This is a genomic window from Proteus sp. G2626, assembly GCF_009915985.1.
Classification (GTDB): Bacteria; Pseudomonadota; Gammaproteobacteria; order Enterobacterales; family Enterobacteriaceae; genus Proteus; species Proteus vulgaris.
Map to the genome: position 1 here is coordinate 1 of NZ_JAABNH010000001.1, position 22,273 is coordinate 22,273.

At 40.2% G+C, this 22,273-nt stretch carries 18 protein-coding genes; 14 read left to right on the forward strand and 4 right to left on the reverse strand.

Features of this window, described 5'->3' with window-relative positions; all coding sequences use genetic code 11:
• Nucleotides 1-143 precede the first annotated feature (143 nt).
• Nucleotides 144-803, reverse strand: a complete 660-nt coding sequence (locus tag GWJ05_RS00005) for a GntR family transcriptional regulator (RefSeq protein ID WP_036933188.1) — start codon at nt 801-803, stop codon at nt 144-146.
• A 467-nt stretch (nt 804-1,270) separates the two neighbouring features.
• On the opposite strand from GWJ05_RS00005, the gene GWJ05_RS00010 reads away from it, so the two are divergent.
• The 7 genes from GWJ05_RS00010 to GWJ05_RS00040 all read left to right on the forward strand — a co-directional run bounded on the left by GWJ05_RS00010 (nt 1,271) and on the right by GWJ05_RS00040 (nt 8,816).
• The gene (locus tag GWJ05_RS00010; RefSeq protein WP_036933187.1) at nt 1,271-2,521 is read left to right on the forward strand and encodes an NRAMP family divalent metal transporter; all 1,251 of its coding nucleotides are present in this window, start codon (nt 1,271-1,273) and stop codon (nt 2,519-2,521) included.
• A 13-nt stretch (nt 2,522-2,534) separates the two neighbouring features.
• A complete protein-coding gene (locus tag GWJ05_RS00015; protein WP_161680865.1) occupies nt 2,535-3,320 on the forward strand; it encodes a LamB/YcsF family protein in 786 nt (261 codons plus the stop codon).
• A gap of 2 nt (nt 3,321-3,322) precedes the next feature.
• Nucleotides 3,323-4,129 carry a putative hydro-lyase gene (locus GWJ05_RS00020; RefSeq protein WP_161680867.1) on the forward strand — a complete coding sequence of 269 codons (807 nt, stop codon included), beginning with the start codon at nt 3,323-3,325 and terminating at the stop codon, nt 4,127-4,129.
• 14 nt (nt 4,130-4,143) lie between these two features.
• Entirely contained in the window at nt 4,144-5,721 is a 1,578-nt protein-coding gene (locus GWJ05_RS00025) for an urea amidolyase family protein (protein ID WP_103004983.1), read from the forward strand.
• 16 nt (nt 5,722-5,737) lie between these two features.
• Nucleotides 5,738-7,483, forward strand: a complete 1,746-nt coding sequence (locus tag GWJ05_RS00030) for an acetyl/propionyl/methylcrotonyl-CoA carboxylase subunit alpha (protein ID WP_087802870.1) — start codon at nt 5,738-5,740, stop codon at nt 7,481-7,483.
• 202 nt (nt 7,484-7,685) lie between these two features.
• Nucleotides 7,686-8,483 (forward strand): sulfite exporter TauE/SafE family protein, encoded by a 798-nt coding sequence (locus GWJ05_RS00035; protein WP_103004985.1) that lies wholly within the window; start codon nt 7,686-7,688, stop codon nt 8,481-8,483.
• 102 nt (nt 8,484-8,585) lie between these two features.
• Nucleotides 8,586-8,816, forward strand: a complete 231-nt coding sequence (locus GWJ05_RS00040; RefSeq protein ID WP_036933178.1) for a hypothetical protein — start codon at nt 8,586-8,588, stop codon at nt 8,814-8,816.
• 37 nt (nt 8,817-8,853) lie between these two features.
• Here the strand turns inward: GWJ05_RS00040 and GWJ05_RS00045 are convergent, their stop codons facing one another.
• On the reverse strand, nt 8,854-9,294 hold the full coding sequence (locus tag GWJ05_RS00045) for a PACE efflux transporter (RefSeq protein WP_036933177.1): 441 nt from the start codon (nt 9,292-9,294) through the stop codon (nt 8,854-8,856).
• A 110-nt stretch (nt 9,295-9,404) separates the two neighbouring features.
• Between GWJ05_RS00045 and GWJ05_RS00050 the strand changes: the two genes are divergently transcribed.
• Nucleotides 9,405-10,307 carry a LysR family transcriptional regulator gene (locus GWJ05_RS00050; protein WP_036933176.1) on the forward strand — a complete coding sequence of 301 codons (903 nt, stop codon included), beginning with the start codon at nt 9,405-9,407 and terminating at the stop codon, nt 10,305-10,307.
• On the opposite strand, the gene narL is transcribed toward GWJ05_RS00050, so the two are convergent.
• Together narL and narX are read right to left on the reverse strand one after the other, a co-directional pair.
• A complete protein-coding gene (gene narL / locus GWJ05_RS00055; RefSeq protein ID WP_082239485.1) occupies nt 10,304-10,957 on the reverse strand; it encodes a two-component system response regulator NarL in 654 nt (217 codons plus the stop codon). The genes GWJ05_RS00050 and narL overlap by 4 nt on opposite strands.
• A 25-nt stretch (nt 10,958-10,982) precedes the next feature.
• Nucleotides 10,983-12,788: a nitrate/nitrite two-component system sensor histidine kinase NarX gene (gene narX / locus GWJ05_RS00060; protein WP_036933173.1), complete on the reverse strand. Its 1,806-nt coding sequence runs from the start codon at nt 12,786-12,788 to the stop codon at nt 10,983-10,985.
• Between the two features lie 297 nt (nt 12,789-13,085).
• Here narX and GWJ05_RS00065 point away from each other — a divergent pair, with 297 nt between their 5' ends.
• The 6 genes from GWJ05_RS00065 to ycaC all read left to right on the forward strand — a co-directional run bounded on the left by GWJ05_RS00065 (nt 13,086) and on the right by ycaC (nt 22,247).
• Nucleotides 13,086-14,480: a NarK family nitrate/nitrite MFS transporter gene (locus tag GWJ05_RS00065; RefSeq protein ID WP_087802876.1), complete on the forward strand. Its 1,395-nt coding sequence runs from the start codon at nt 13,086-13,088 to the stop codon at nt 14,478-14,480.
• A 52-nt stretch (nt 14,481-14,532) separates the two neighbouring features.
• On the forward strand, nt 14,533-18,294 hold the full coding sequence (locus GWJ05_RS00070) for a nitrate reductase subunit alpha (protein WP_036933171.1): 3,762 nt from the start codon (nt 14,533-14,535) through the stop codon (nt 18,292-18,294).
• A complete protein-coding gene (gene narH, locus GWJ05_RS00075) occupies nt 18,294-19,847 on the forward strand; it encodes a nitrate reductase subunit beta (RefSeq protein ID WP_036933170.1) in 1,554 nt (517 codons plus the stop codon). The genes GWJ05_RS00070 and narH overlap by 1 nt, the downstream gene beginning before the upstream one ends.
• The gene (narJ, locus tag GWJ05_RS00080) at nt 19,847-20,572 is read left to right on the forward strand and encodes a nitrate reductase molybdenum cofactor assembly chaperone (RefSeq protein WP_036938705.1); all 726 of its coding nucleotides are present in this window, start codon (nt 19,847-19,849) and stop codon (nt 20,570-20,572) included. Before narH ends, narJ begins: the two co-directional genes overlap by 1 nt.
• Complete coding sequence (gene narI, locus GWJ05_RS00085) at nt 20,569-21,246, forward strand: respiratory nitrate reductase subunit gamma (protein ID WP_036933169.1); 678 nt, start codon at nt 20,569-20,571, stop codon at nt 21,244-21,246. Before narJ ends, narI begins: the two co-directional genes overlap by 4 nt.
• A 377-nt stretch (nt 21,247-21,623) precedes the next feature.
• On the forward strand, nt 21,624-22,247 hold the full coding sequence (ycaC, locus tag GWJ05_RS00090; protein WP_036933168.1) for an isochorismate family cysteine hydrolase YcaC: 624 nt from the start codon (nt 21,624-21,626) through the stop codon (nt 22,245-22,247).
• Nucleotides 22,248-22,273: the final 26 nt, after the last annotated feature.

Consider the following 22,273-nt stretch of genomic DNA (forward strand, 5'->3'; position numbering starts at 1 on the left):
GGGAACTGCCAGGCATTAAATAAGACGAGAAAGCCAACCCACTGGGTTGGCTTTTTTGCGTTTGTACTTTTAAATAGAACAAATGATGAGAAAATTAAATGCCCCCGATATAGGGCATTTTTATTTCTATTATTAATGAATAATTAACAAAAATTATGACGAGAGAATGCTGCTAGTACCGTTCTTTCTGAAATTTCTAAATAGTCTTCCATTGCTATTGCTGCTTCTTGTGCTTTTCCATCCATTAAAAGCATTAAAATTTGTTCATTCTTCTCAATATAAGGTGCATGTAGCAATTGAGGATCATTTAATAAACCGAATGCTAAGCGCAATTCTGCTAAAATAAGTTGGTACTGTTTAAATAATCTGGGGCTATCAGAAAGCTCAACGATAGCGGTATGAAAATGCATATTACAGGTTCCTACACTGTTCCAATCTTGTTGTTTTTGAAACTTTTTTGCTTGATTAACATTATCTTGCATTTTAATAATGGCAGGGTGCATAGGATAAGAATGTCGTAACGCATCACACTCAATTAACCGTCTTACACGATAAATATCCATAATCGAGGCCATATCTGGCACTGAAACAAAAACACCACGATTAGGTTTATAAGTTAAAAGCCCTTCTTGAGTTAGAACACGAAAAACCTCTCTTAAAGTATTACGAGATATCTCTAGCGTTTCACTTAATGCGGTTTCTGAAAGCCTTTCGCCAGGAGGTAATTCTCCGATAGTGATCTTTTGCCGAATAATATTGGCGACTTTTTGAGAAAGAATTTGTGGTGATGTTTTTTTCTGCATTATCTTCTGCTATTAGCTTAATAGAAACATCTATTCTATCAGTGAGCTTTACAATATATAACCTCTATTGTCGCGGTATGTTGCCCTTATCACCCTCTACGTTGTTACTTTCTGTTTCTTTTTATTAACAAAATTGAATTTTTGTTCGTCAATTTTTAGTACTCAAATTTATTTTTCTTCATTTAAACGCACTATTTTTGTGCATCTTTTCTTTTTATGCCTCATTCTCGTGCATTTTTAATACGAATAAACTATCACCAATTGTCAAGAAAATGTTAAAAATGCGATCTTCTTTACACTTTTATCATCTCATATTTAAATCTATTTGCTTATTTATTCATCTATTATTATTAATTGTTCAACAATCTAATATCAGATGATTAACAATTACGTGTTCATGCTCAACAATGGCATGTAAATTGCCTTAGTAATAATAATTAAAATAATGATGATAAAGGGGGTAGCTTATGGCTACACAAGATTCTGCAAATACAGCTCCAACTTCGTTTATAAAAAATAGACGTTCTTCACTGATTGCCGCTATTTTTTTAATGGCAACCTCGGCAATAGGTCCCGGCTTTATTACACAAACTGCAACTTTTACAGCGACAATGGGGGCTGCATTTGCATTTGGGATCTTAGCGTCGATCGTGATTGATTTTATTGTGCAACAAAGCATTTGGCGAGTGATCACGGTAACCAATATGCGCGCTTCAGATATTGCCAACAAAGCTATTCCAGGTAGTGGTTATTTGTTAGCAATCTTAGTTATCTTCGGTGGCTTGGTTTTTAACGTCGGTAATATAGCAGGCGCAGGATTAGGGCTTAATGCTATGGTTGGGCTAGATCCTAAATGGGGAGGGATCTTAAGTGCATTACTTGCGATCTATATTTTCTCTTCGCGTAAAGCCAGTAATTTTATTGACCGTATGATTATTGTTCTTGGCCTTGTCATGATCTTACTGACTGTTTTTGTCATGTTTGCTTCTAATCCGCCTCTTGGTGAAGCATTAAAACAAACGGTTTTACCTGATTCTATTAACTTTGCCACAATTACCACTATTGTTGGCGGGACAGTAGGAGGGTATATCTGTTATGCCGGTGCTCATCGTCTTCTTGATAAAGGAACAACGGGGATTGAGAACATTGAAGCGGTATCGAGTGCCGCAACGAAAGGTATCTTAGTTGTTGGATTGATGCGCTACATTTTATTCCTTGCTATTTTGGGTGTTGTAGCTAGTGGCGTAACATTAGATATTTCTAGTCATGCTGCAAATCCTGCTTCTCAAGCATTTCAGCATGCTGCGGGTTTAACCGGATTACGTATCTTTGGTCTTATTTTATGGGCCGCGGCTCTTACTAGTGTTATTGGTGCTGCTTACACTTCTATGTCATTTATTACAGTGTTTAAAAAAGAGATCACAGAGCGCCAACGTAATATCGCAACTATTATCTTTATTGCTGTTTCATTAGCTATTTACATGATGATGGGAACAGCCCCTGCGGCTTTATTAGTCTTTGCAGGTGGTTTTAATGGTTTGATTTTACCTATTGGTATGACGCTGTTTATTTTTGTTGCATGGCGTCGTCAAGACTTAATGAATGGCTATAAATATCCAGCATGGCTGTTATGGTCAGGCATTTTAGTCTGTTTGCTGACTTGGTATATGGGCATCATGTCAGTAGGTGCGATTTTCAACTACCTCAAGATTGTTTAAAGGAATAATAACAATGATAAATGCCATCGATTTAAACAGTGATTTAGGTGAAAGCTTCGGTCAATGGAGCATGGGCAATGATGATTCGGTACTCGAAATAGTCAGTAGTGCCAATATTGCCTGTGGTTTTCATGCGGGATCCCCTGAGGGAATTCTGAAAACATTAAAAGCGGCAAAACTGCATAGTGTCGCGATTGGTGCACATGTTGCCTATCCTGATTTAGTAGGTTTTGGCCGTCGTAATATGGATATCGCTAGTGATGAATTAACCGCTGATGTGATTTATCAAATAGGCGCTTTGCAAGGATTAGCTAAAGCTGTTGGTATGAACGTGACTTATGTTAAACCGCATGGTGCGCTTTATAACACAATAGCTCATGATAAACGCCAAGCAATTGCGGTTATTGAGGCTATTCTTGCGATTGACCCTCAACTTACCTTAGTTGCTTTAGCGGGATCATCTTTGATTACCCTTGCAAAAGAAAAAGGGCTTCGTGTAATAGCGGAAGCATTTGCAGACAGAGCTTATCACGCTGATGGTACGCTGGTTTCTCGTAAAAAAGAGGGCGCTGTTTTACATGATCCGAAACGTGTTGCACAACGTATGTTGCAACTTGTACAAGAAGGGGGAATTGAGTCTATAGAAGGTATTTTTACTGCTATAGAAGCAGATTCTATTTGTGTTCATGGTGATAGTCCTGATGCAGTCAATTTAGCTAAAAGCGTAAAAGAAACTTTGCTAAATCATGGCGTTGCAATTAAACCATTTGCGCCTGATTTACTGAAAAGTGAGAGCTAAATATGACAAACTTAATGAAAGCAACGGCTGATGCAATCACCAAAGCACAAGAGGCTCGATTAGCCATTCGTCATGGCTTATCGATACCAACAGCAGGAATGGCGAGAGGAATGACACAAGCTAATATGATTAGTTTGCCTCGTGATTGGGCATTTGACTTCTTACTTTATGCTCAGCGTAATCCTAAAAGTTGTCCGATATTAGATGTTTGTGAATCAGGTAGTTATCGTACTGTTTTAGCGAAAGGTGCCGATCTGCGTACTGACATTCCTCTTTACCGTGTTTGGGAAAATGGCAAATTAGCGGATGAAATTACGGATGCTACTGAAATTTGGGCACAACATCCCGATCTTGTTACGTTTCTTATTGGTTGTAGTTTTACTTTCGAAACGCCCATGTTAGAAGCGGGGATTGAAATTCGTCATATCACAGATAACAGCAATGTCCCGATGTATAAAACGAATCGCTTGTGTCGTCCAGCAGGGCGATTAGAAGGTGAATTAGTGGTTTCAATGCGTCCTATTCCGGCTGATAGAGTTGCTGATGCGGTAATGATCAGTGGTCGATTTCCTTCGGTACATGGTGCACCGGTACATATAGGTTCACCTGAAATGCTTGGTATTAAAGATATCATGTCGCCAGATTTTGGTGCACCAGTGAGAATTGAACAAGGTGAGATCCCTGTATTTTGGGCTTGTGGTGTAACACCTCAAGCCACGGTAATGCGCTCGGGTGTTCCCTTTGCATTAAGTCATGCACCAGGACATATGTTTATTACTGATGTGCCTGATGTAGCTTATCACGTATAAGGGAGGAAGATGCTTTGCGCTTTTTACCTGTTAATTTATCGCATTTATTAGTTGAGCTATCTTCTTTAAAAGAGACTCTCGCATTGTATGAATCCGTTAAACAAGCGGATATTGCAGCTATTCAAGACATTGTACCCGCGGCGAAAACACTCTTAATTCACTTTACGCCATGGCTAATCACGGCTGAAGAACTTGTGTTTCAACTTCGACAATTAGAAGTCAAAGTGGTATCAGCACATCAAGCGCAATCATTAACTATCCCTGTTCATTATCAAGGTGAGGATCTTAATGAGGTCGCTGAATTATTAGGGATCGCTACCAGTGAAGTGATCCGTAGACATACAGAACAAACCTATCAAGTTGCATTCACTGGTTTTGCACCGGGGTTTGCCTATTTGATTGCAGATGAAACCCAACTTTATGTGCCTCGTCGTAAAACACCGCGTACGCGAATTCCTGCCGGATCAGTAGGATTAGCCGGTGAATTTAGTGGTGTATATCCACAACAAAGCCCCGGAGGTTGGCAGTTAATCGGAACTACGGAAATAAAAATGTGGGATCTTTCCCGCGAACAGCCTGCCTTTTTATTACCGGGAAATGAAGTGCATTTTGTTGATGCACAAAAATCACCGATAACCGTTTCACTACCGGAGAAAAAAGCCATAGTCGCTTCCCCGCTCTCATTAAATGATAAAGGGCTATATGTTATTTCAGCAGGGTTACAGACATTATTTCAAGATGAAGGGCGTATTGGTGCTGCATCAATGGGAGTATCTGCTTCAGGTGCACTTGATAAACCCGCTTTACATGCGGCTAATCGTTTAGTGGGTAATCCCACAACTTTTGTTGCACTCGAGATAACCCAAGGTGGACTGACACTTAAAGCACGACAAGATTGTGTTATTGCCTTAACTGGAGCGAATTGTTCTATTTTACTAAAATCTGAGTCAGGTGAGAGTGAATATCCATCGAACTATCAACCTATTGATGTTCGTCGTGGTGATGAAATTATTTTAGGTATACCAACAACTGGGGTGCGTAGCTATCTTGCTGTGAGAGGGGGATTTGAATTACCTAAAGTTTTAGGCAGTCAGTCTTTTGATACCTTAGCGCAAATTGGCCCTCATGCTCTACAAGAAGGAGATGTACTTCACCTTAATAATGAAAGTGCATCAAACAGTATTATTGTGGAGGAACAACCGACATTAACTCTACCAAAAGAAGGGGATATCGTTACACTCGATGTTGTTTTAGGGCCTCGTACGGACTGGTTTACCGCAGATGCAATAAAGACGCTGACCTCTCAATTATGGCAGGTCACACCACAATCTAATCGTATTGGCTTACGTTTATTGGGCGAAACACCTCTTGTGCGTGAGGAACAACAAGAATTATCGAGTGAAGGCACCTGCATTGGTGCAATACAAGTTCCGATTAATGGGCAACCTGTTTTGTTTCTTAACGATCACCCATTAACAGGAGGATATCCTGTTATTGGCGCTGTTGCTGAATATCACTTACCACTCGCAGGGCAGATCCCTGTTAACGCTAAAATTCGTTTTAATCCAATTACCGAATTTCAAGAATATTGATAGGAGAATGCCACTCATGACAACAATTAACCAAAAACAACGAGTGAAGCATAGAGTACTTATTGCAAACCGAGGTGAAATTGCAGTTCGTATTATTCGAGCTTGTCAGGACTATGGTGCGACTTCCATCGCTATTTACGCCAATGATGATATTGATGCACTACACGTTCGTCTTGCTGATGAAGCTTATGGACTTAATGGCAACTTACCGAAAGAAAGCTATTTAGATATCGATAAAATTATTGATATCGCACGTAAAAATAAAGTGACTATGATCCACCCAGGCTATGGTTTTCTTTCAGAGCGTGCGGATTTTGCAGCTGCGGTACAAGAAGCCGGATTTATTTGGGTTGGGCCAAATCCTGAAACGATTGAGGTACTTGGCGATAAAGTGAAAGCGCGTAAGATTGCGCAATCAGTTGGTGCTCCTCTTGTTAATGGTACTGCGGATCCCGTTAATGATGCTAAAGAAGTATTAGATTTTGCCAAGCAATATGGTTTACCTGTTGCCATCAAAGCCGCTTTTGGTGGTGGTGGGCGAGGCTTAAAAATTGCCCATAAAATGGAAGAAATTGAAGAACTTTACCATTCCGCAGTACGGGAAGCAGTGACCGCATTTGGCCGTGGCGAATGTTATGTTGAACAATTCTTAGATAAACCTCGTCATATTGAAGCGCAAATTATTGCCGATAAACTAGGCAATGTTGTGGTTGTCGGGACACGAGATTGTTCACTACAACGTCGTAATCAAAAGCTTATTGAAGAAGCGCCTGCACCTTATTTGACAGACGAACAACGTGAACGTATTCACCTGTCGGCTAAAGATATTTGTGCTAAAGCAGGTTATGTGGGTGCAGGTACAGTTGAGTTTTTATTAAGTGCAAATGGCACTATCTCATTTTTAGAAGTGAATACACGCTTACAAGTGGAGCATCCTGTTACAGAAGAAACGGCGGGTATCGATTTAGTGATCGAGCAGTTACGTATTGCTGAAGGTTTACCGCTAAGTATTGATAAAACGCCTGTTCCTCGGGGTCACTCTTTTGAATTTAGGATCAATGCAGAAGATCCCGCCAAAGGTTTTTTACCTACACCAGGCTTAATTACGCATTTTTCTCAGCCTTCAGGTCCAGGTGTGCGAGTTGATAGTGGTGTTACTGACAATAATCAGGTTTCACGCCAATTCGATTCTATGATGGCAAAATTGATAGTGACAGGTGCAACTCGCGAACAAGCTATTGCACGGGCTCGTCGAGCATTATCCGAATTTAAAATTGAAGGGGTAGCAAGTGTATTGCCTTTCCATTGTGAAATGATGGAGCATGCCGATTTTACTGAAGATTTCAAAGTGCATACCCGTTGGATTGAAACAGATTTTCAGGCAAAAAATACCCATTTCCCTCGTAGCACACCTGCAAAAAATGAAGAGCTTGTTCGTACTTTTATTGAAATTGATGGTCGTCGTCATGAACTGGCTTTACCTGCTCAATTACTTTCGCTCTCTGTGGCAATACCAACAGCTATTAAAGCTAGTCATGAAAAAGAAGAGAATGAAAAAGCTGTGATAGCGCCAATCTCTGGCGTATTACATAGCTGGATCTTATCTGATGGTGATAAAGTTAAAGAAGGCGATGTCATCGCTATTATGGAAGCAATGAAAATGGAAGTTCAGGTGGTTGCATCTCGTGGCGGGGTATTATTACAAAAAGCTAAAACAGGTGATTATTTTTCTGCTGAAACTATTTTAGCTGAAATAAATTAGATGTATTAAAAATTAATATATTGATTAATAAGGGTAATATTAATCTTTAGACGTCGCCCTTTAATATGAGTAAATTTCGTATTAAGGGGCTTTTTTATAATAATTTTATTTATATATCTATTTGTTATATCTAATTCCTTTTGGTTATAAGTTATTTTGCCTATAATCTAGGCTCGCTAAATTATCAGCAAAAGGAAATAAGATGTTACTCGTCTCACAACTGCTTATTGGCGCTGCAATAGGGTTAGTTATTACAACGACTGGTGTTGGAGGAGGTGTTATTTTATTGCCTGTCCTGATTTATCTTTTTGGCATGAATGCATTAGCGGCAGTGGCAACGGCTAATTTGCTATCGATGTTAATGAAACTTTCGTCTTCTTATATTCATTTTCGGTTAGGTAATATTCCATTAAAACCCGCACTATTAATCTTAGGGATAATGTTTCCAGCAACATTTTTAGCGAGTTATGGTGTGACATGGTTGGGATCACAACCTCAATATTACGATCGTGTTGAATCAGCGATTAATATTTTAATGATCGTTGCTATCGTATTTTCATTGATCTTATTTTTACAGCGAATGATAAGAAGGTCAGCAATTTCAGATCCTCTAATTGTTTTGCCACCACCTTCTACAGTGACTTTTTCTTCCTTATTTGTACCAGGAATGAGTGCGGGGTTTGTGCTTGGAGCAACGGGAGTGGGAGGGGGATTAGTGGTATTGCCTGTATTAATGCGGTTTGCACAAATGGGGATTAAAGAGGCGATAGGTACTTCTATTTTTATCACGACCATTCTTTCTGGTGGTTCAGCTATCGCTTATAGTGCTGGTGGTTATACCGACGTACATACCGCTCTTATCCTCTGTTTAGGTTCATTGCTTTCTATTCCGCTAGCACGCTATCTTTTAGTGTATTTATCAGAGCGTTTCTTTCAATACATAACACTATCATTTATTCTGATCAGCATCATTATGATGAGTTGGAAGTTAATAAATTAACTTAATGTAATATCGAGTGAGTCAATTTTTCTCTTATCACCTTTCGTTAGACTAAACTAGTCTATCATCATTAGATTAACGACTAAGAGTAAGTACAACGAGATGAACATTAAAATAGGTGATGAATTTTTAGTTTATATGGCGCTAGGTGAAGAGAGCTATATGAAAGAGTATTACCGTGTGATTGAAATTGACTCAACGCTTTCTCAAGTGACGGGTAAATTGTTAAGAAGAACAACGGCTGATGATAAAAATATTGGTTTAGGTCGCTGTGAGTTAGAAGGCGGTATTGAGCAATTTGCCTTAGAAGATATCTATCCTGTTAAAGAGTGAACCATCATAGGATCACTCTTCTCAATGCGTTTATCGCCTAGGCTGTGGGAACATTCTCAGGTAATGCTGATTTAGGTAAACCAAACACTTTGTCGAATACCCAGTTATAAGTGAAGGTATAACAAGGGATGATGAGGATGAGCGCAAAATCCATCGCTAACGCTTGCCATAACGAAACATTAAGCCACCAGGCAATTAATGGAATTAAATAGACCACCAGTGTTAGCTGAAATCCAATCGCATGGACAAGACGGCGCCTAAAAGTTCGAATTCTTGAAACTTGTCGACTCTCCCAAAATTCAAACATGCAGTTATAAATAAAATTCCAACTCACCGCGATTGTTGTTATCACAAGCGCTAATGGGCCTGTTACCGCTGTAGAGCTATCAGCTAAAAGGGCAAGTCCGACGGATGAAATAACCCACCCAAAAATCTCATAAGCTGTTACGTAGACAATTTTTCGTTTGATACCTTGCATTGCTCTCTCTTTTTCTGTGGATTAGAGTTGTTAAGCATCGTAAGATAAATCAGCAAGAATGACAGAAAAAGTCAGCTAGTATCAATTTAACTGAAATATCAGGAGTGAACATGCAGTTTTCAAGTGAACATATTGCGATATTTTTAGCCGTGATGGATAAAGGTTCTTTTTCTGCAGCTGCACGTTCATTAAAACGCGTTCCCTCTGCGGTTAGCATGGCGATAGCCAATATGGAAGCTGAATTAGGTTATGCACTTTTTGAGCGTTCATCACGAGAGCCTCAGCCGACCGAAAAAGCGAAGGCACTTGAGCCTCATGCCAGAATGATCGCAGAACAATTAAAATTATTACAAGTGCATGCACAAGAGCTTTCGATGGATCTCGAAAGTGTCTTAAATATTGGTGTTGCGGCTGATATTAATCCTGATTATCTATTACCTGCGTTATCAGAATTAACGCAACGTTATCCATTACTTAATGTGAATGTGATAACCGCGGCACAAGATGACATTATTGAGATGTTACATGCACATAAAATTCAATTGAGCCTAGTTTATGGTGGCTTGTATGTGAATGGTGATGAGCAGTTTCAATATCTTGGCTCTGAGTCATTAGTGGCAACGATATCCGCGAGCCATATTGCGCTAGCACATCCTTCAGGCGTATTTATTGAGGATTTAGTAAATGTTCGCCAAATAATGATAGCTAGCCATACCAAAGAGCTTAGAGATGAGCGCTCATTAGTCGCGACAAATTATTGGCAAACCGATAGTTTTCAAATGGCATTAGGTATGGTTGAAGCCGGAATGGGATGGGGTAATTTACCGTATTCGCTAATTTATACACAATTGCAGAAAGGTAAATTAAAACAGCTTCAGTTTAAAAACACGAAAAATGAATTGCGATTACCTATTCATGCCATGTGGTTAAAAGGAGAGTCACTACAAAAAGGGGCGAAAGAGTTAGTTGAGCTGATGAGTACTCATCAGCCCATTGTACCTAATTTTGATTAATCGACCCGTTGTTGATGAACCCAAACAGCAACTTCAACACGAGATTTTAGCTTCATCTTTTTCAGTAAATGTTTAACGTGTACTTTGACCGTGCTCTCCGTAATATCGAGTTTACGTGCGATCATTTTATTAGATAGCCCCTGCGCTATTAGTTTTAAAATATCGCGTTCGCGTGGGGTGAGTTGCTCAATATCACGCTCACCTTCAGAGCGATCTTCACGTAATGATTCCGCTAAAATAGGCGTTAATGCAGGGCTGACAACCATTTTTCCAGCTGCCGCCTGTTTTAGTGCTGCTAACAATTCTTCAGGCTCCATATCTTTTAAAAGATAGCCATCAGCACCACGTTTTAACGCAGTCACTAAATCATCGCTGTAGTTTGATACACTAAACACGACGATCCTTCCTGATAATGACTTTAATCGCAATTGATCAAGGGTTTCAAAACCATTCATTCCTGGCATATTCAGATCTAATAATATTAAGTCAGGATCTAATTCTTCAGCTAACTTTACACCTTGAATACCATCACCCGCTTCCCCAACGACAGTTAATGTTGTATCAAGACTTAAGAGTTGCTTTACGCCATTGCGTAGCATTGGGTGATCATCAATGAGTAAAATTGTCGCTTTTTCTGTGGGTGAGCCCATGTTATTCATTACGACTTGCTCCATGTTAGACAGGGTCTTTATGAGTAGTGATTAATGGAAATTTAACAAACACTTGAGTACCGCCCTGTTCACGTACTTTTATAGTATAAGAACCATTTAGGCTATTTGCGCGTTCGCGCATAATAATAAGGCCATAATGATTTAATTTTTCAGGGTTAGGACTAATTCCTTCACCATTATCGTTAATTTTTAGTTCAATAATGCCATTATCAAGAGACAATGAGACTTCAGCCCAGTTGGCATTGGCATGTTGTAATATATTATTCAATGCTTCACGCACAATTTGAACTACATGAATACTTTGATGTGAATTTACGCACTTTGCGGGTAATTGATAGTCAAAATTAATAGTAAATCCAAGTCGCTGATTAAATTCATTCAACGTACTTTCTAATGCGGCCAATAATCCAGGTTCAGTGAGTTTTAAACGAAATGTAGTTAACAATTCTCTTAGTTGGCGATAAGCAACATTAAGCTCTTCTCGCATCTCTTTAAGTAATTTTTGGCAATTATCTGGTAAGGTTTCTGACTGCATTTGCAAATAGCTGACTTGCATTTTTAAACATGAAAGTGATTGTGCGATGGAGTCATGCAATTCACGGGCAATTGCAGAGCGCTCATCCATGAGTAAAAGCTGTTGCTGTTGCTCATTTTGTTGTTCCATTGCCAACATGGCGGAGATTTGTTTTGTCAGCAATAACATTAAATTATTCTGTTCATCTGTCAGGGCGGTATGTTCTGGTAACTGCATAACAAATAACCCATAACGATGGATCTGATCTGCTAATTCCCAATGTAATAGTTCACGGCTTAGTGGAATAGTGGCTGAAACGGTTTCATCACAGCGCTCACATTGTTGGTCTGGGCAATGTTCAGGACGTGAGTGTGGCTCTAAACTGATCTCATTAAATAATGTGTGATGATTATCCTCATACAAACGTATCTGCAAATAGGTATCAGGAATAATTTGTTGAAGTTCAAATAGTATCTGTCTTAATCGAGCACAAAGTGGTGCCGGGGAATGTAATTGCTGGCTTGAATGATAAAGATAAGAGAGCACTTTATTTTTTTGTTGTAAATCATGTGTTTTTTCAATCACTCTTTTCTCTAATTCACTATAGAGCGTTGAAAGCTCTTCTGACATAGTATTAAGTGCGATACCTAATGTCGCAATCTCATCATGATGATCGCGCTGGTGGAAGCGTGCTGAGAAATTACCATGACCAATTGAATTCGCCATTTCCATTAATTGTTGCCAAGGATGCAATAAACGACGACGGAAATGCCAGACGGAGCCAAATAATAGTAATAGTGTGAGTGCGGTAAATATAAGTTGAGTGTAAGCCACCAGCCTTATTTTTTGTTCTGTTAGCTGATCTATGCTTAATACTAATTTATCTAATTGAGAAACAAAAAAGGCGACCTCTTGTTTTGCATCATCTCGTTGGTGAGCATAGAGCAAAGTTGGCTTTAAGGTTTCTTTCCAATAAGTATTTAACTGAGCATATTGTGATTGTAATGATGCGTTGCTCAGGACTTGAAGTAACTCATCGCTGTCTAAATCAGTTTCTAACTCATGAAGGTAATAACGGTGTTGCTCATCCAGAGGTAACGCAGATAACAAGCGATAACTTTGCATACGCAAAGATCCTGATTTATTAATCGCGTGCGCGTTGCCTTGTACACTTAAAATAATATGGTTAGAAATTGCCATGCCTACCACACCTAGTAGGGTGAAAAGTAACATCAATATTGCGATTTGATTAATAATTGAAAAACGGTAGTGCCATTGGATTTTATGCGTGGTCATTGTTGTTTTTCCAAATTTATTCAGTCGCTATCTTGCCTTAAAAAAGTATCAAATGTCATATACTACTAAAGTATTACCTCTAAATAGCCGACGGGGGTAATTTCTCCGCTAAATTATCATGTTTTTCATTTAACATTATAATTTAAAATGAAAAAGTAGGGTTAATCCTATTAATACTTAGGTGTAAATAGTTACTTTAGCTTAAAAAACAAACAAATGTTTGCTTGATACAGATCATGACTTATTAACAATTCTAATCGTAAAAAGGTGTCAATTTAACCGTTAACCGAGGTTGTTATGGCACTCACTCAACACCCAGAAAAAATAAGAAAAGGGGTGATCGAAGATTGGCATCCTGAAGATAAAGTTTTTTGGGAAAAGACTGGTCAAAAGGTCGCTTCACGTAATTTATGGATTTCTGTTCCTTGTTTACTTTTATCATTCTGCGTCTGGATGCTTTTTAGTGCCGTTGCAGTCAATTTAAACAAAGTAGGTTTTAACTTTACCACAGATCAGCTGTTTATGCTGACGGCGCTTCCTTCTGTTTCTGGTGCTATTTTACGTGTTCCTTATTCATTTGTTATTCCTATCTTTGGTGGGCGTCGATGGACTGCAATCAGTACCGTCTTTTTGATCATTCCTTGTATTTGGCTTGGCTTTGCCGTACAGGACACCACAACGTCTTACTCAACCTTTATTGTCATTTCATTATTATGTGGTTTTGCTGGGGCAAACTTTGCGTCGAGTATGGCAAACATCAGCTTTTTCTTCCCTAAAGCCCGTCAAGGTGGTGCGTTAGGATTAAATGGTGGATTAGGTAATCTGGGTGTGAGCGTTATGCAGTTAGTCGCACCTTTAGTGATAGGTGTTGGCGTTTTTGCAATGTTTAGTGGTCCAGGCGTTGTGCAATCTGATGGTTCACGTTTATGGTTAGAAAATGCCGCGTGGATTTGGGTTCCTTTCTTGCTTATTCTGACAGTTGCCGCATGGTTTGGTATGAATGACCTTGCTGCGAATAAAGCGTCTTTAAGCCAGCAATTACCTGTTTTAAAACGCGGTCATCTCTGGTTATTAAGTATTTTATACCTGTGTTCTTTTGGTTCTTTTATCGGTTTTTCAGCGGGTTTTGCGATGTTATCTAAAACCCAATTCCCAGATATCGTTATTTTGCATTATGCCTTCTTTGGGCCTTTATTAGGTGCTTTAGCTCGCCCTGTAGGCGGTACATTGTCAGATAAATTTGGGGGCATTCGAGTCACGCTGATTAACTTTATCATTATGGCGATATTCTCGGCTCTACTCTTCTTAACACTACCTGAAAATGGAACTGGTGGCTCATTTATCGCTTTCTATGGTGTCTTTATGGTGCTGTTTTTGACCGCGGGTTTAGGTAGTGGTTCTACATTCCAAATGATTGCCGTGGTGTTTAGAAAAATCACCGTTGATCGTATGAAAGCACAAGGTGCTTCCGATGAAGCTGCTCAAAAAGAAGCGGTGACAGAAAGTGCCGCTGCGCTTGGTTTTATCTCTGCAATTGGTGCAATTGGTGGCTTCTTTATTCCTAAAGCCTTCGGTACATCACTGGCTATGACTGGCTCACCTGCCGGAGCCATGAAAATCTTTGTTCTATTTTATATCGCCTGCGTCTTGATCACTTGGTTGGTCTATGGACGTAAACACAATAAACAATAATGACGAATTATACGCAATGTGAGAGCGCTCGCGCGCATTGGGAGAGTATCTGATGAGTAAGTTTCTCGATAGATTCCGCTATTTTAAACAGCTTGGCGATACCTTTTCAAAGGATCATGGCCAAGAATTAAATGTTAATCGTGACTGGGAAGATGGTTATCGCAGTCGTTGGCAACATGACAAAATTGTCCGTTCCACTCATGGTGTTAACTGTACAGGTTCATGTAGCTGGAAAATTTATGTCAAAAATGGGTTAGTTACATGGGAAACCCAACAAACGGATTACCCACGTACACGTCCGGATTTACCAGATCATGAGCCTCGTGGTTGCCCTCGTGGTGCAAGCTACTCATGGTATTTATACAGCGCAAACCGCGTTAAATATCCCATGGTGCGTAAACGCTTAATTAAATTATGGCGTGAAGCGAAAGCACAACACTGTGATCCTGTCGATGCTTGGGCTTCAATCATTAGCTCGCCAGAAAAAACTAAAAGCTATAAACAAGCGCGTGGTCGTGGTGGTTTTGTTCGCTCGTCATGGTCAGAAGTGAATGAAATCATTGCTGCTTCTAACGTGTTTACAGCAAAAGAGTTTGGCCCTGATCGTATTATCGGATTCTCGCCAATTCCGGCTATGTCGATGGTCTCATATGCTGCGGGTGCGCGTTATTTATCTCTGATTGGTGGCGCATGCTTAAGCTTCTACGATTGGTATTGCGATTTACCACCTGCATCGCCAATGACTTGGGGTGAGCAAACCGACGTTCCTGAATCAGCAGACTGGTATAACTCTTCTTACCTGATTGCATGGGGTTCTAACGTACCGCAAACACGTACTCCAGATGCCCACTTCTTTACAGAAGTTCGTTATAAAGGGACTAAAACCGTTGCGGTAACACCTGATTACGCTGAAATCGCGAAACTCTGTGATCAATGGCTAAATCCAAAACAGGGTACTGACAGCGCAATGGCAATGGCGATGGGACACGTTATTCTTAACGAATTCCACGTTAAACGCCAAACTGAATACTTTAGTAACTACGTGCGCACTTACACTGACATGCCAATGTTGGTGATGTTAGATAAACACGACTCAGGCAAGCTAGTTGCAGGTCGTATGTTGCGTGCTTCTGATTTAGTGAACAATCTGGATCAAGAGAAAAATCCAGAGTGGAAAACTGTTGCTATTGATGAAAAAACACAGCAATTGGTTGCTCCTCAAGGTTCGATGGGCTTTCGTTGGGAAGGTGCTGCTAAATGGAATCTTGAGCCTAAAGATGGTAAGAGTGGCGAAGAAGTCACGTTACAACTGGGGCTTTTAGAGAACCACGATGATGTTGTTGACGTTGCATTTCCTTATTTTGGTGGCATCAAAAGTGAATACTTTGAAGGTGTTGCCCTTGATGATGTGCTCGTTCATAAACTGCCTGCTAAGCGTATTACACTGGCGAATGGCGAAGAAAAATACGTTACAACCGTCTATGACTTGCTATTAGCAAACTACGGTATTGATCGTGGTTTAAATGATGAGAACTGCGCATCAAATTACGATGAAATAAAAGCGTACTCACCAGCATGGGCTGAAAAAGTCACGGGTGTAAGCCGTCAAGACATCACCCGTATTGCGCGTGAATTTGCGGATAACGCAGAAAAAACACATGGTCGTTCTATGGTGATTGTGGGAGCTGGTATTAACCACTGGTATCACATGGATATGACCTATCGTGGCATTATTAATATGCTGATTTTCTGTGGTTGTGTTGGTCAAAGTGGTGGGGGTTGGGCACATTATGTTGGACAAGAAAAATTACGTCCACAAACAGGTTGGTTGCCTTTAGCATTTGGTCTTGATTGGCAACGCCCACCTCGTCATATGAACAGTACATCGTTCTTTTATAATCACTCAAGTCAGTGGCGTTACGAAACCGTATCACCGACAGAGCTATTATCACCATTAGCGGATAAATCACGCTTTAGTGGTAGTTTGGTTGATATGAACGTGCGTTCAGAACGTATGGGATGGTTACCATCGGCGCCTCAATTAAATTTAAACCCTCTGTCTATTGCGAAAAAAGCCCAAGAGGCAGGCGTTAGTGCCGCTGATTACACCGTTAATGCATTGAAATCAGGTGAAATCCGTTTTGCTTCAGAGCAACCGGATAATCCACAAAACTTCCCACGTAATTTATTTATCTGGCGTTCTAACTTATTAGGTTCTGCGGGTAAAGGGCATGAATATTTACTGAAATACTTGCTGGGAACTGAAAACGGTTTACAAGGTAAAGACTTAGGTGAGCAAGGCCAAGTTAAGCCACAAGAAGTGGAATGGCAAGATAAAGGCGGTGAAGGTAAAGTTGATTTAGTGGTGACTTTAGACTTCCGTATGTCAAGTACCTGTCTCTTCTCCGATATCGTTTTACCAACCGCTACATGGTATGAGAAAGATGATATGAATACTTCGGATATGCATCCATTTATTCATCCATTAACTGCTGCGGTTGATCCTGCTTGGGAATCTAAAACAGACTGGGAAATCTATAAAGGTATCGCCAAAAGCTTCTCTAAATTGTGTGTTGGCCATTTAGGGGTTGAAACCGATTTAGTGACATTGCCTATTCAGCATGACTCCGCTGCTGAAATGGCTCAGCCTTTTGATGTGAAAGATTGGAAAAAAGGTGAATGTGACCTTATTCCGGGTAAAACAGCCCCACACCTTATTCCTGTTGAACGTGATTATCCAAATACTTATGCTCGCTTTACCTCACTTGGCCCTTTGATGGATAAATTGGGTAATGGCGGTAAAGGGATCAGTTGGAATACACAAGCAGAAGTCGATTTCCTGAAAAAACTTAATCGAGTTCGTCACGATGGCGCAGCAAAAGGGCGTCCAGCGATTGAAACGGCGATTGATGCAGCCGAAGTTATTCTTTCTTTAGCACCTGAAACTAACGGTCAAGTGGCTGTAAAAGCGTGGGATGCATTAAGTAAAGTGACAGGACGCGATCACACTCATTTAGCCAAAGTGAAAGAAGACGAGAAAATTCGTTTTCGCGATATTGTTGCTCAGCCTCGTAAGATTATCTCAAGCCCAACATGGTCTGGTCTTGAAGATGAACATGTCTCTTATAACGCCTGTTATACCAACGTTCACGAGATGATCCCTTGGCGTACATTAAGTGGTCGCCAGCAGTTGTATCAAGATCACGAGTGGATGCGTGCTTACGGTGAAAGCTTAGTGGTTTACCGTCCACCCATTGATACCAAGGCGATTGATGCGGTTAAAGGTAAAAAACCAAATGGTTTCCCTGAGAAAGCGCTGAACTTCCTAACTCCTCACCAAAAATGGGGTATTCACTCAACCTATAGCGATAACTTACTCATGTTAACGCTAGGTCGTGGTGGCCCCGTAGTGTGGCTGAGTGAAGATGATGCCAAAGAGATGGGTATTAGTGATAACGATTGGGTTGAAGCATACAACAGTAATGGTGCGTTAACGGCAAGAGCGATTGTCAGCCAACGTATTCCTGATGGCATGATTTATATGTATCACGCACAAGAGCGTCAAATAAACCTACCAGGCTCTGAAGTGACTGGAATGCGTGGTGGTATTCACAATTCTGTGACGCGTGTTTGCCCTAAACCAACACATATGATTGGTGGATACGCTCAATTAGCTTATAGCTTTAACTACTACGGTACGGTTGGCTCTAACCGTGATGAGTTTGTTGTGGTGCGTAAAATGAAACAGATTGATTGGCTTGATGGTGAAGGTGATGCTTATCAACAAACCCTGAATGGACAGGAGAAGGCATAATGAAAATTCGTTCACAAGTCGGTATGGTACTCAACCTCGACAAATGTATCGGTTGCCATACCTGTTCAGTAACCTGTAAAAACGTATGGACTAGCCGTGAAGGTGTTGAATACGCATGGTTCAATAACGTTGAAACCAAACCGGGTACAGGGTATCCACAAAATTGGGAAGACCAAGAAAAGTGGAAAGGTGGTTGGATCAAAAATATCAAAGGTCAATTAGTACCAAGAATGGGTAACCGTGTTGGTCTATTATCTAAAATTTTTGCCAACCCAGATGTGCCTGCATTGGACGATTACTATGAGCCATTTGATTATGACTACGAGCATTTAAAAAATGCACCAGAAGGCTCATTACCAACAGCACGTCCACGTTCGCTGATCACCGGTCAGCGTATGACTAAAATCGAGAGAGGCCCGAACTGGGAGGACGATTTAGGCGGTGAATTTAGCAAACGTGCAGCGGATAAAAACTTTGCAAATATGCAAAAAGAGATGTATGGACAGTTTGAAAATACATTTATGATGTATTTACCACGTTTATGTGAACACTGCTTAAATCCTGCTTGTGTGGCGACCTGCCCAAGTGGGGCGATTTATAAACGTGCTGAAGACGGTATTGTGCTTATCGACCAAGATAAATGCCGTGGATGGCGCATGTGTTTAACCGGATGTCCATACAAAAAAATCTACTTCAACTGGAAAAGCGGTAAGTCTGAAAAATGTATTTTCTGCTACCCACGTATTGAAGCCGGCCAGCCAACCCTGTGTTCAGAAACTTGTGTAGGTCGTATTCGTTATCTGGGTGTCATGCTGTATGACGCAGATAAAATCTCACAAGCTGCTAGTGCAGATAATGAAAAAGATTTATACCAAAGCCAGTTAGATATCTTCTTAGATCCCTTCGATCCTGAAGTGATTGCAGCAGCAGAAGAGCAAGGTATTCCATTAAGTGTAATTGATGCCGCACAGCGTTCACCTGTGTATAAAATGGCGGTGGATTGGAAGCTGGCATTACCATTGCATCCGGAATATCGCACCTTACCCATGGTTTGGTATGTACCACCTTTGTCGCCAATTCAATCTGCTGCTGATGCGGGTGTGTTACCGCATACAGGTGTTTTACCTGATGTAGAAAGTTTACGTATTCCAGTTCAGTATTTAGCTAACTTACTGACAGCTGGGGATACAGCACCTGTATTATTAGCATTAAAACGTATGCTCGCGATGCGTCATTACAAACGAGCTGAAACTGTAGAAGGAAAAACCGATCTTAGTGCATTAGAGCAAGTAGGGTTGACCGAAGCACAAGCACAAGAGATGTACCGTTATCTTGCTATTGCAAATTATGAAGATCGCTTTGTTATCCCATCAAGTCATCGTGAATTAGCAAGAGAAGCGTTCCCTGAACGTAGTGGTTGTGGTTTTAGCTTTGGCGATGGTTGTCATGGTAGTGATAGCAAATTTAACCTGTTTAATAGTCATCGCATTGATGCGATTGATATCACATCAAAAACACCTCAAGACGAACGCCGTTCAGAGGAGAAAATATGATGATCTCTCTGAAAGTGATTTCTCATCTTTTAGATTATCCCACACAAGAATTATGGGATAACCGTGGCGAACTTATCGATGCATTACAAGAAGCCGATGAGCTTCCTGTGACTCAAGTTGCAAAATTAATGGCATTTATTCACGCTTTAACGCAACAAGAGTTGTTAGATGCACAAGCCAATTACAGTGAGCTTTTTGATAGAGGTCGAGCACGGTCACTGTTGTTATTTGAACATGTTCATGGCGAATCTCGCGATCGTGGGCAGGCAATGGTTGATTTGCTAAATCAATATCAACAAGCGGGGATCACATTAAGTAGTCGTGAACTCCCTGACTATTTGCCGACTTACCTTGAGTATTTGACACTTTTACCTACAACAGAGTGTATTGAAGGGCTAAACAACATTGCCCCTATTTTGGCATTGTTAGGTGAGCGTTTAAAACAACGAGGCAGTGATTATCACGCTCTTTTTGATGTGTTGCTTTGCCTCTCACAAAGTGGATTAGAAGCATCACAACTAACAGCTCAAGTAGAAAAAGAGCCTTTAGATGATACACCTGCGGCGTTAGATGCGGTGTGGGAAGAAGAACAAGTGACGTTCCTTGGAGAAGGTACGCAATGTGGCAGTAGCAATATTAGTCAACATCAGCGTCGTTTTGCACAAGAAACGGCAGTTCAATATCTCAATGTGGGGAATTCGTTGGATACGGGAGCACAAAAATGAATTACATCAATATGTTATTTTTTGATATCTATCCCTATATTGCTGGTGCTGTATTTATTATCGGCAGCTGGTTACGTTACGACTATGGTCAATACACTTGGCGTGCTGGCTCTAGTCAGATGCTAGACAAGAAAAATATGCGATTAGCTTCTAACTTATTCCACGTTGGGATCATCGGTATTTTTGCCGGGCATTTTTTAGGTATGTTAACGCCACACTGGATGTATGAATCATTCTTGCCTATTGAATATAAACAAATTATGGCGATGGTGGGGGGGGGTACTTGTGGTGTGTTAATGCTAGTGGGCGGTGTGATGTTATTAAAACGCCGTTTAACTAATCCACGCGTAAGGGCCACATCTTCATTTGGTGACATCATGATTTTAACACTTCTGGTTATTCAAGTTGCGTTGGGTCTACTCACTATCCCATTCTCAGCCCAACATATGGATGGTAGTGAAATGATGAAGCTGGTGGCATGGGCACAATCTATTGTGACATTCCATGGTGGTGCTTCAGCAAATCTTGACGGTGTTGCATGGGTATTTAAGTTACATATCTTCTTGGGAATGACGATTTTCTTATTGTTCCCATTCTGCCGATTAGTTCATATTTGGAGCGTGCCAATTGAGTATTTAACCCGCCGCTATCAAATTGTTCGTAATCGTCATTAATGAATGTTCCATCTCCTGATAGTAAGTTAGAGACCTTTTAATTGCGCTTATCTCACCCCCGCCCGCGGGGGTTTTTTTCTCTTTTTCCTGCCGTAAAACATCAACAAATTTTTTGAATAGTTAAAGCAATAATCTTTAGATTCATTAAAAAAAGATTGCACTTATAATTATTTTCAACGAAACGAATGAATTTATCTTAAAAATAAAAAGTTAATTAAATATCGTGATATTTAATTAACTTTTAAGTTTCTGACATCAATTCTTTATTACTGATAAATAAACTTAAATAGAAATTCAAATGGTTCGGAGTATTGTCATATAAATTAGGTGCTATGATTTAATTGAGTCTTACCTCTATTATCCTATCGGAGATTATTATGAGCTTTAAATATCATCGTATTGATAAAAATAATGCTGCTGTTTTGTTGGTAGACCATCAAGCTGGATTACTCTCTTTAGTGAGAGATATAGAGCCAGATAAATTCAATAATAATGTATTAGCATTAGCCAATGCCGCTAAATACTTTAATTTACCTACCATTCTGACGACTTCCTTTGAAAATGGCCCTAATGGCCCTCTAATGCCTCAACTCGTTGAGATGTTCCCGGATGCTCCTTATATCGCCCGCCCAGGTCAAATCAACGCATGGGATAATGAAGATTTCGTAAAAGCAGTTAAAGCGACAGGTAAAAAACAACTGATTATTGCCGGTGTGGTTACTGAAGTGTGTGTCGCATTCCCTGCATTATCAGCACTTGAAGAAGGTTTTGAAGTGTTTGTTGTCACCGATGCTTCAGGCACTTTCAATGCGATTGCTCGTGACTCTGCGTGGGATAGAATGTCAAAAGCAGGAGCACAATTAATTAACTGGTTTGGTTTAGCTTGTGAGTTACACCGTGATTGGCGTAATGATGTTGAAGGATTAGGTGCGCTATTTGCTAACCATATTCCAGACTATCGTAATCTTATGACAAGCTATAATACTTTAACAAAAAAATAAGCGGTTAATTTAAGTTTTACCTAAAA

What these genes read in the sequence shown, in the direction of transcription:
- GWJ05_RS00005 (WP_036933188.1), bottom strand. Translation starts at nt 803, where the DNA reads ATGCAGAAAAAAACATCACCACAAATTCTTTCTCAAAAAGTCGCCAAT.
- GWJ05_RS00010 (WP_036933187.1), top strand. Translation starts at nt 1,271, where the DNA reads ATGGCTACACAAGATTCTGCAAATACAGCTCCAACTTCGTTTATAAAA.
- GWJ05_RS00015 (WP_161680865.1), top strand. Translation starts at nt 2,535, where the DNA reads ATGATAAATGCCATCGATTTAAACAGTGATTTAGGTGAAAGCTTCGGT.
- GWJ05_RS00020 (WP_161680867.1), top strand. Translation starts at nt 3,323, where the DNA reads ATGACAAACTTAATGAAAGCAACGGCTGATGCAATCACCAAAGCACAA.
- GWJ05_RS00030 (WP_087802870.1), top strand. Translation starts at nt 5,738, where the DNA reads ATGACAACAATTAACCAAAAACAACGAGTGAAGCATAGAGTACTTATT.
- GWJ05_RS00035 (WP_103004985.1), top strand. Translation starts at nt 7,686, where the DNA reads ATGTTACTCGTCTCACAACTGCTTATTGGCGCTGCAATAGGGTTAGTT.
- GWJ05_RS00040 (WP_036933178.1), top strand. Translation starts at nt 8,586, where the DNA reads ATGAACATTAAAATAGGTGATGAATTTTTAGTTTATATGGCGCTAGGT.
- GWJ05_RS00045 (WP_036933177.1), bottom strand. Translation starts at nt 9,294, where the DNA reads ATGCAAGGTATCAAACGAAAAATTGTCTACGTAACAGCTTATGAGATT.
- GWJ05_RS00050 (WP_036933176.1), top strand. Translation starts at nt 9,405, where the DNA reads ATGCAGTTTTCAAGTGAACATATTGCGATATTTTTAGCCGTGATGGAT.
- narL (WP_082239485.1), bottom strand. Translation starts at nt 10,957, where the DNA reads ATGGGCTCACCCACAGAAAAAGCGACAATTTTACTCATTGATGATCAC.
- narX (WP_036933173.1), bottom strand. Translation starts at nt 12,788, where the DNA reads ATGACCACGCATAAAATCCAATGGCACTACCGTTTTTCAATTATTAAT.
- GWJ05_RS00065 (WP_087802876.1), top strand. Translation starts at nt 13,086, where the DNA reads ATGGCACTCACTCAACACCCAGAAAAAATAAGAAAAGGGGTGATCGAA.
- GWJ05_RS00070 (WP_036933171.1), top strand. Translation starts at nt 14,533, where the DNA reads ATGAGTAAGTTTCTCGATAGATTCCGCTATTTTAAACAGCTTGGCGAT.
- narH (WP_036933170.1), top strand. Translation starts at nt 18,294, where the DNA reads ATGAAAATTCGTTCACAAGTCGGTATGGTACTCAACCTCGACAAATGT.
- narJ (WP_036938705.1), top strand. Translation starts at nt 19,847, where the DNA reads ATGATCTCTCTGAAAGTGATTTCTCATCTTTTAGATTATCCCACACAA.
- narI (WP_036933169.1), top strand. Translation starts at nt 20,569, where the DNA reads ATGAATTACATCAATATGTTATTTTTTGATATCTATCCCTATATTGCT.
- ycaC (WP_036933168.1), top strand. Translation starts at nt 21,624, where the DNA reads ATGAGCTTTAAATATCATCGTATTGATAAAAATAATGCTGCTGTTTTG.